Origin of the sequence: Paenibacillus sp. S25, from assembly GCF_019454085.1 — a bacterium.
Lineage (GTDB): Bacteria > Bacillota > Bacilli > Paenibacillales > Paenibacillaceae > Paenibacillus > Paenibacillus polymyxa_B.
This window is the reverse complement of sequence record NZ_CP073683.1, coordinates 1-10,000: the sequence shown is the minus strand read 5'-3', so window position 1 is coordinate 10,000 and position 10,000 is coordinate 1. Positions and strand designations below refer to the sequence as shown.

Sequence of the window (10,000 nt, the reverse complement as noted above, 5' to 3'; positions counted from 1 at the left end):
GAGACCGACAACCGGACCATTTTTATCCGTAACATTAATCGTCTTGATCCCCTTACCTCCACGGCTTTGGATACGATAATCCACAACAGGGGTACGCTTGCCATAACCTTTGGCCGTTACAATCAGGATATCCAGGCTGGTATCCACGATGTCCATACCAATTACAGCATCACTCACATCAAGGTTGATCCCTTTAACCCCTGTAGCGCTACGGCCCATAGACCGTACATCACTTTCAGGGAAACGGATAGACATGCCTTGTGCTGTACCAATAATCATTTCCTGCTGTCCGTCGGTCAGCTTCACTTCGATCAGGGCGTCATCTTCACGCAAGTTAATGGCAATCAAGCCACCTTTGCGGATATTTGCATAGTCATCAAGTGGTGTCTTCTTTATGATTCCATGCTGGGTCGCAAAGAATAGATAGCTATCCTCCACAAATTCCTCGATTGGAATTACCGCATTGATCGACTCACCCTGTTCAATCTGAATCAGGTTAATAATCGGTGTCCCCCGGGCAGTCCGGCTAAGGTCAGGAATCTCATAGGCCTTAATCCGATATACCTTGCCCTTGTCGGTAAAGAATAACAAATGATGATGTGAATTCGTAATGAACAGATGCTCTACGAAATCCTCATCTTTGGTATCCATACCCACTACACCACGACCACCGCGTTTTTGACTGCGATAGGTAGTAACAGGAAGGCGTTTGATATATCCCGTATGGGTTACAGTAATAATAACATCTTCACGCGGAATGAGATCCTCATCCAGAATACTCTCTTCACCCACTGTAATTTCAGTGCGACGGTCATCAGCGAAACGTTCCTTAAGTTCATTCAGCTCTTCGCTAATGATGTTGAGTACCAGATGCTCGTTCGCCAAAATCTCACGGTATTCCGCAATCTTTTGTATTAGCTCGTTATATTCGTTCTCGATCTTCTCACGTTCCAAACCGGTTAAGCGTTGCAGACGCATATCGAGAATAGCCTGAGACTGCTCAAGAGTGAGCGAGAAACGCTCAATCAGTCCTTCACGAGCTGCTTCTGCAGTTTGGGAAGAACGAATCAAAGCAATAACTTCGTCCAGATGATCAAGGGCAATGCGCAAGCCTTCCAGAATGTGTGCTCTAGCTTCGGCTTTTTTCAGATCAAATTCTGTCCGGCGCCGAATAACCTCGACCTGATGTTTGAGATAATGATACAAGACATCCTTCAGGTTCAAAATCTTCGGTTCGTTGTTTACAATGGCAAGCATATTAATACCGAAATTCGACTGCATAGCCGTATGTTTAAACAAATTATTCAGAACGACGTTCGGGTTCACGTCCCTACGTAACTCGATAACGACACGCATACCCGTACGGTCCGATTCATCCCGAAGATCCGTAATGCCTTCAATACGTTTGTCACGTACTAATTCGGCAATTTTCTCAACCAGACGAGCCTTATTCACTTGGTAAGGCAGCTCATGCACGATAATCCGTGCTTTATTGCCAATCTCTTCTATGGTGGTCTTCGCACGCATGGTCACAGATCCGCGGCCAGTCTGGTACGCCTGACGGATACCAGAGCGTCCCAAAATATAACCTGCTGTCGGGAAATCGGGCCCTTGAATATAATCCATAAGTTCCATCGGCGTAATGTCGGGGTTTTCGATCAATGCTTGTACACCATCGATAACCTCTCCCAAGTTATGCGGAGGAATATTGGTAGCCATTCCGACTGCAATTCCGCCGACGCCATTCACCAGCAAGTTAGGATAACGTGCAGGTAATACGACGGGCTCGCTCTCTTCACCATCATAGTTCGGCATAAAATCAACGGTCTCTTTGTTCAAATCACGTAGCATTTCCATGGCAATCTTGGACAACCGTGCTTCGGTGTAACGCATCGCAGCCGCCATATCTCCATCCACGGAGCCAAAGTTACCGTGTCCATCCACCAACATATAACGCAAAGAAAAATCCTGCGCCATCCGCACCATCGTATCATATACAGCCGTATCACCATGAGGGTGATATTTACCGATAACTTCGCCGACGATTCTTGCCGATTTTTTGTAAGGCTTATCTGGCGACATGCCTAGCTCGGACATCGCGTACAAAATACGACGGTGTACCGGCTTCAGTCCGTCCCGCACATCAGGCAAGGCACGGCTAACAATAATACTCATGGCATAATCCATAAAGGATTCGCGCATTTCCACTCCGATATCCCTATTGATGATTTGCGAGTTATTTTGATCCGCCATGCTGGTCCTCCTTCTTATCCTTCAATACAATGCTCTCTATGTGAAAAGCCTAACAAGATACTGCCTATACACTCCGCTCTCTGCGCAGGATTTTGGCTGAAATCCTCATCTGTATAATTATATTACTTTCACAAAAAGAGCACAATTAAACGCATCTGTCCTCTTTACAGCGTAAATCCCTCGTCATTCTCTCTCTGCCTGTAGCAGATCGCTATTCTCTTGTACAACTCACAAGCCCTGATTATAACAAATTCCCCAGAGCTGGGGATTAGCCCCCACCCTAAGGGCCTTTTCCACATACAATACGTATACGGTCAGGGTTCACTTAGCAAAATTCCGAAAAACGCCGTATTTCTCTATTATATCATTGTTTTACGCACTTGTCCTTTAGTTTCCCTTGTTTTGTCAAAGTGTTGCGGATTCCAAGTACATGACTCATATTTCGAAAAGAAAGGGATGAGATTACTTGTCTATTCAGCGAGTATCCAGTAAGTGGACCAAAACAAATGCCATTCTCCCCAATCCGACATTGGCCGCTTATGTACCGGAAACACGGTTGTACACATTTGATCACTTGAACGAAATGTTGGCCGTGTATGGTACTGTCTATATTAAGCCTGATAACGGTACTTATGGAAAAGGGGTTATGCGGGCAGAGAGGCTGACAGAGCCGCTTCCGCCGACAGAAGAAGGAATCATCGAAGAGAGAACTTGGTATGTGCTTCGCTATGAAGTAGATACCTTCACCTTCGAAAGTCTAGAAGATCTGCATAGAGTGGTTTCTTCCCGCATACGAAAACGTCCATATCTGATCCAGCGTGGAATTCCACTTCTTCAGCATGAAGCACGCCCCTTCGATTTGAGGGTATTAACCCAGATGAACTTGAGACACCAATGGGAAACAACGCTTATTGTAGGACGCGTAGCTGCTCCTGACAAAGTCGTCACCAATCATCACAGCGGTGGGACAACACGCTTTTTCAATGAGCTGGTCGCTCCATACATGGATGTAAAGGAATCTGTACGACTGGAGCAAAAATTATCAAAAATGGGCGAACGGGTAGCCTGGCAGTTGCAAAAAAGATACCCACGTTTAAGGGAAATAGGATTAGATGTGGGACTGGATCAGCAAAATTATCCGTGGATTCTGGAGGTTAATACGAGACCAGCAATCAAGGTGTTCTCTTCCCTTCCAAACAAAAGCCTCTATCATAAAATATTCAGATATGCAGTAGGCTACGGCCGGTACTCTTCATCTACGGGTAAACCCATACGTTCTAAGAAAAAAAGCCTAAAACAATGAGATTAAATATTCAAATACACCCGGGCTGGTTAATGACAAGAAAAGGGACGCCCATTTGGGCGCCCCTTGTGGAATACTACCTAATGAGCACGTAATACAGCCACTAGGAAGGAACGTTACGCATTAAAAATCAAGATTTTTCACGTACTTCGCATGTTCTTGGATAAAGTCACGACGAGGTTCTACATTATCACCCATCAAGGTATTGAACAGTGTATCAGCCAGCATCGCGTCACTGACAGTTACCTGAAGCATGGTACGACTCTCAGGGTCCATCGTAGTTTCCCAAAGTTGGGTCGCATTCATCTCGCCCAAACCTTTATAGCGCTGTACATTGTACTTCGCGTTTTCTCCAAATTCCCTGATGATCTCATCACGTTCCGCCTCGGAGTTCGCATAACGTACAACTTTGTTACGCTCTACTTTGAATAGTGGTGGCTGAGCAATATAAATATAGCCTGCATCAATGATTTTACGCATGTACCGATAGAAGAACGTCAGCAACAACGTACGAATATGGGCACCATCGACATCCGCATCTGTCATGATAATGACCTTGTGATAACGGGCTTTGGCGATGTCAAAGTCGTCTCCGATCCCTGTACCCATTGCTGTTACCATGGACCGGATTTCATCACTGGACAAAATACGGTCCAAGCGTGCCTTTTCGACATTCAGGATTTTACCGCGAATCGGTAAAATAGCTTGAAAGTGACGATCACGACCCTGCTTAGCCGATCCCCCTGCTGAGTCACCTTCGACAATGTACAGTTCACTAATCGAAGCATCCTTAGAGGAGCAATCCGCCAGCTTGCCTGGGAGCGAACTGATTTCCAGCGCGCTTTTACGACGTGTAAGCTCACGCGCTTTACGCGCTGCTTCCCGGGCACGTGCTGCTTGTAATGATTTGTCAACCACACGGCGGGAAACAGACGGATTTTCCTCTAGGAATTCCTGGAGTTTCTCTGCGAATAGGGATTCGACAATCCCTCGCACCTCACTGTTCCCCAGCTTTGTCTTGGTCTGACCCTCAAACTGTGGTTCTGGAATTTTGACGGAGATAATCGCCGTCAATCCTTCACGCACATCATCACCGGTCAAGTTGGCATTGTTGTCCTTAATCAAGCCATTTTTACGTGCATAATCGTTAATAATCCGGGTTAATGCACTCTTGAAGCCTGATTCGTGAGTTCCGCCCTCATGGGTATTGATGTTGTTAGCAAAAGAATAAATATTCTCGGTATAGCTGTCGTTATATTGCAAAGCAACTTCGACTTGAATCATATCACGCGAGCCTTCGACATAAATCGGCTGTTCATGTAACGCTTCTCTTTTTTGATTCAAGAATTGCACATATTCACTGATACCGCCCTCGTAATGGAATGTATCACTGGCTCCCGTCCGTTCATCAGTCAAGCTGATTGCAATGCCTTTGTTCAGGAAAGCCAACTCACGAATCCGCGTTTGGAGCGTATCATAATCATATACGGTCGTTTCTGTAAAGATTTGATCGTCCGGATAGAAGGTCGTTTGGGTACCCGTCTCGTCTGTATCACCGATGACTCTGACATCATACTGCGGAGCACCACGGTGGTATTCCTGCTCATACAGATGTCCGTCCCGTTTAACATGAACGATCATTTTGCTGGAGAGAGCGTTCACTACCGATACACCAACCCCGTGCAGACCACCGGATACCTTGTACCCTCCGCCTCCGAATTTACCACCTGCGTGAAGTACAGTCATAACGACTTCCAGCGCAGATTTTTTCATTTTGGCGTGTTCGCTTACCGGAATACCGCGTCCGTTATCTGTAACGGTAACGCTGTTATCTTCGTGAACCACAACTTGAATGCTGTCACAATAACCCGCCAGCGCTTCGTCAATGCTGTTGTCCACAACTTCCCAGACCAGATGATGGAGACCTTTGGCGCTCGTGGAGCCAATATACATCCCGGGACGTTTCCGAACCGCTTCCAGGCCCTCGAGGACCTGAATCTCGCCCGCATCATAAGACGGTTGATTCATAGACATGCCTTTCACCTACTTCTATAGATTCTATGGTTAAGCATTGGCAACAAACTGGTTTGCCCGCTTTTTGAGTGTTGTTGAGGAGATGGGGGAATAATACACCGTATTCTGAGTCACTACGATGGACTTGGCTTCCTCTTCGCCAATCATCTCGACATGCTTTTGCTGTTGGGCGTGGTTCACGTATTGCTTGGAGATTTTAGAGGATTTTTCAATCGAGATATCGAAAATAGCCACAAGCTCTGACGAGCGGATGATTTTTTCTCCACCCAGATGAATATACATAGCGGTCACTCACTCCTTAGTGTTCCACATGCCCGTCGTGGACGTGATAAATATTGGCATCCTTGAGTCGTTCTGCGTTCAAAGTCTCAACCCCGGTTGCCGTGATAAAGGTCTGTACCTTGCTTTGGAAAGTCTCGATCAGCTGGGTCTGACGATAGGGGTCCAGCTCGGACAAAACATCATCCAGCAGCAAGACAGGATATTCACCAATTTCCTCATGAATTAACTCTATTTCGGCCAACTTCAAGGACAGGGCCGTCGTCCGCTGCTGCCCCTGAGAGCCATACGTATGCACTTCTCTGCCGTTAATGGCAAAGGCCAAATCGTCACGATGGGGTCCCGCCAAAGTCATGCCACGGCGGATTTCCTGTTCCCTCATTTGGGATAACTTTATCATAAATCGCTCCAATAAGACAGCTTCATCTTCTTCCTCTGGCTCACTGAAGGAGGGAACATAGGTTAATTTTAACTCTTCTGTCCCACCTGCGATCCCTTCATGAATGGCCTGAGCCCACTTTTGTAGCTTTGTTATAAATTGTTTCCGCTTTTTAACAATTTTAACACCATGCTCAACAAGTTGCTCATTCCATACCTCCAGCATCAGCTGCACTGACGCCATATCCTTACCCCAAGCTTGCTTGAGCAGGTTGTTTCGCTGAACCAATACTTTCTGATATTGCTGCAAATGATACAGATATCCTGGCGCAACCTGTCCGATTTCCATGTCAAGAAACCGGCGGCGAACCCCCGGTGTTCCTTTCACAATTTCCAGATCCTCAGGTGCAAACATGACCACATTTAACGAACCGATAAAATCGCTCAGTTTGCGCTGCTCCAGTCCGTTGATCTTTGCTTTTTTACCTTGTGTGGATAACGCGAGATCCAGTCTGATTTTCCCGTATTTTTTATCCACATCCGCAGCTAGGTGAGTGGAAGTAGCCCCGAAAGAGATTAACTCCTTGTCGCGGGACGTTCGATGACTTTTGGTTAAAGCCAGTACAAAAATCGCCTCTACCAGATTCGTTTTGCCCTGCGCATTTTGTCCGATCAGCAAATTAACGGGCCCAAATTCATTCAGCTCCAGCTGTTCATAGTTCCGGTACTGCTGCAAAACAATGTTGTTCACAAACACATAGGGTCCCCCTTGTTACTCCGTGCCTAAAAGGAGTCCTTGCCACCCAGGCGATCATGCTCCTGCTGTAACTTCGAAACTTCCGTTGTCCTCTACTTCTACGGTATCACCCGGGTACAGTTTTCTTCCACGACGTTCTTCCGGTTCACCATTAACACGGACTTGTCCCTCTTGCAGCAGGGCTTTAGCCATGCCTCCTGTGGATACACAATCGGCTAATTTTAAAAATTGATCGAGCTTAATGTATTCGGTTTGTATAGATATCTGTTTCAAGGCTTGTTCATCCTTTCGCTTGTCCTCGGGTGGGTTAACGCTAAACGTCAGTTGGTTGTGCGATATGGCAGGATGATATACAGCGCATTGCTGGAATCTGCCGGTTTTAAAATAATAGGGCTCATAATGCCGGTAAAAGCAATCGTCAGCTGCTCGCTGTCAATCACCTTCAGCACGTCGAGCATGTATTTAGAGTTGAACGAAATTTTGAGCGGCTCTCCCTCAAATTTGGACACAGTTACTTCCTCACGCACTTTGCCAAGCTCAGAGGAACTAGAGGAAATCTCCAAACCGCCATTTTCCAGCGACTGCATTTTTACAATATTCGTTTTTTCCTCACGGGACAGCAAATAAGCACGGTCAATTGACTCACTTAAACTTTTTGTATCCACAATCAGTTCTGTTTTGTAGGAGGTCGGAATAATTCTAGAAGTATCAGGATAGGTGCCGTCCAAGATGCGGGAATAAAATAGCACCCGATCTACTTTGAATAATACCTGATTGTCCGCTACTACGATATCCACAAGCATATTTTGATCTGGAATAATTCTGCTCAGCTCATTCAGCGTTTTGCCCGCAATGACAACATTGCTAAAACGCAAGCCTTCAGACGTCTCCAGATGAGCGCTACGGGTGGCAAGGCGGTGGCGGTCCGTTGCCACAAACTTCAATTCACCCTCAGCCAGATTCCACAACACGCCAGTTAAAATCGGTGTCGTTTCGTGGGTGGAGATGGAGAATACCGTCTGTTTAATCATATTTTTGAGTAAATCTCCTGGTACAGAGATGACTTGATTTTCTTCAATGTTGGGAAGTACCGGGAATTCTTCAGGATCCAAGCCAACAATCTGAATTTCAGTTGCACCAGACGAGATAAAGGTTTGAAATTGGTCTTTTACCTCCATATGGATCTCCTGCGACGGCAACTTTTTGATAATTTCGACAAAGAATTTGGCAGGCAGTACCACACTGCCGGGTTGTTCGACCTGAACAACAGTTTGGTCACCATCCTCCATCGGAATAAAGGATTGAATGGAGATGTCTGTATCGCTGGCGGTCAGCGTTACTCCTTGGTGATTCACATCCAGCTTAATACCACTCAGAATTGGAATCGTAGTCCGACTTGATATCGCTTTGGATACATGTTGTATAGCCTCGTTCAAAACGTTTTTCAGAATGCTGATCTTCATAAGTTCCTCCTACGGGTTTTAATCCTTCAAGCACGCGTTGACGCGGGCCTTATTTAGGTGATGTATATCTTTAAAATATATTAGTAATAGTAATAGGCGCACTGAATATGTGGATAAGTCACTGTAACCCTAATAAAATCAAGCCTATCCACATGTGTATAAATTGTGTATAGGCTCTGAACTTATTCAGGTTGGATTTTTGATTTTTTCTATTAGGCTGTTGATAACTTTAAACAGATCCTGATCCACTTGAATGGATTTGGAGATTTTTTCGTGCGCATGAATGACAGTCGTATGATCACGCCCACCGAAAGCTTCGCCGATTTTTGGCAAAGAATAGTCGGTTAGCTCACGAGACAGGTACATGGCAATCTGTCGTGGAAAAGCTACAGCCTTTGTCCGCTTACGCGCTTTAAAATCCTCCAACCGTAGATTGTAAAATTCCCCGACTTGATGCTGTATATCCTGAATCGTGATCATTTTTGGACGACTGGACGGGATAATATCTTTCAACGCCTCAGCTGCGAGATGACTTGTGACATCCTGATTGGTTAAGGAGGAATAAGCGACAACGCGAATAAGCGCCCCTTCCAGCTCACGGATGTTTGTATCAATTTGATTAGCGATATACATCATGGCCTCATTAGGAATATCCAGGTTTTCCGCCCGCGCCTTTTTCCGAAGAATAGCAATTCTCGTCTCCAGATCTGGCGGTTGAATATCCGTAATAAGTCCCCACTCGAAGCGAGAGCGCAGCCGTTCTTCCAGCGTTGGAATTTCTTTAGGCGGCCGATCGCTTGAGATTATAATCTGCTTGCGTTCCTCATGAAGCGCATTGAACGTGTGGAAAAATTCCTCCTGCGTCGATTCCTTGCCCGCAATGAATTGAATGTCATCAATGAGCAAAATATCAATGTTGCGATATTTATTCCGGAAACTTTCCCCGCGGTTGTCCCGGATGGCATTAATGAATTCATTCGTAAACTTCTCCGACGATAAATAAACGACCTTGCTGGTCGGATTGTGCTCCAAAATATAGTGTCCGATAGCGTGCATCAGATGCGTTTTTCCCAGCCCCACACCACCGTACAAAAACAGCGGATTGTAAGCTTTTGCCGGCGCCTCGGCGACGGCAAGCGATGCCGCATGGGCAAAACGGTTCCCCGATCCGATGACGAATGTATCGAATGTATATTTGGGATTCAGCATATGGGACACAGCTTCTTCATGAACGACCGGCTGCTGCTGAGGTTGTTGCTGAAGGTCGACCTCAGCGGGCTTGTTCTCTTCAATAACGAACTTGACCTCTAGTTGTTTGCCCAAAATTTCATAAACCGTTGCTCCGACTAGCTTGGTATAGCGGCTTTCAAGCCATTCCACGGCAAAAGTTGTCGGTGCAGAAATCACAATGGAGTGGTCATTTAGTTTCGCTGCCTTGGTAGCCTTAAACCAAGTGTCGTAACTCGGCTTACTCAGCTTGGTTTGTATGATGGATAGAATTTGCTGCCATAGTTCAGAGGTATGGCTGTCCAC

General features: G+C 46.0%; 8 protein-coding genes (1 of these 8 cut by a window edge). 1 reads left to right on the top strand and 7 read right to left on the bottom strand.

What is annotated here, in order from left to right; genetic code table 11:
- A protein-coding gene (gene gyrA / locus KAI37_RS00040; RefSeq protein WP_220030523.1) for a DNA gyrase subunit A crosses the window boundary here: on the bottom strand, positions 1–2,253 show its 5' portion. It extends 309 nt beyond the left edge of the window; 2,253 of the gene's 2,562 nt are visible here — the first part of the coding sequence; it begins with the start codon at positions 2,251–2,253; its stop codon lies off the left edge, out of view.
- 466 nt (positions 2,254–2,719) lie between these two features.
- Between gyrA and KAI37_RS00035 the strand changes: the two genes are divergently transcribed.
- On the top strand, positions 2,720–3,556 hold the full coding sequence (locus KAI37_RS00035; RefSeq protein ID WP_076292929.1) for a YheC/YheD family protein: 837 nt from the start codon (positions 2,720–2,722) through the stop codon (positions 3,554–3,556).
- Between the two features lie 123 nt (positions 3,557–3,679).
- On the opposite strand, the gene gyrB is transcribed toward KAI37_RS00035, so the two are convergent.
- From gyrB to dnaA, 6 genes are all read right to left on the bottom strand, one after another.
- On the bottom strand, positions 3,680–5,590 hold the full coding sequence (gene gyrB / locus KAI37_RS00030) for a DNA topoisomerase (ATP-hydrolyzing) subunit B (protein WP_013308100.1): 1,911 nt from the start codon (positions 5,588–5,590) through the stop codon (positions 3,680–3,682).
- 30 nt (positions 5,591–5,620) lie between these two features.
- Positions 5,621–5,872 (bottom strand): extracellular matrix regulator RemB, encoded by a 252-nt coding sequence (gene remB, locus KAI37_RS00025; protein WP_007433255.1) that lies wholly within the window; start codon positions 5,870–5,872, stop codon positions 5,621–5,623.
- A gap of 16 nt (positions 5,873–5,888) precedes the next feature.
- Positions 5,889–7,004, bottom strand: coding sequence for a DNA replication/repair protein RecF (gene recF / locus KAI37_RS00020; protein ID WP_013308098.1), 1,116 nt, complete (start codon positions 7,002–7,004; stop codon positions 5,889–5,891).
- 54 nt (positions 7,005–7,058) lie between these two features.
- Positions 7,059–7,277, bottom strand: a complete 219-nt coding sequence (gene yaaA, locus KAI37_RS00015; RefSeq protein WP_023986416.1) for a S4 domain-containing protein YaaA — start codon at positions 7,275–7,277, stop codon at positions 7,059–7,061.
- Positions 7,278–7,324: 47 nt separating this feature from the next.
- On the bottom strand, positions 7,325–8,467 hold the full coding sequence (gene dnaN / locus KAI37_RS00010) for a DNA polymerase III subunit beta (RefSeq protein WP_023986415.1): 1,143 nt from the start codon (positions 8,465–8,467) through the stop codon (positions 7,325–7,327).
- A gap of 186 nt (positions 8,468–8,653) precedes the next feature.
- Positions 8,654–10,000: a chromosomal replication initiator protein DnaA gene (gene dnaA, locus KAI37_RS00005; protein WP_023986414.1), complete on the bottom strand. Its 1,347-nt coding sequence runs from the start codon at positions 9,998–10,000 to the stop codon at positions 8,654–8,656.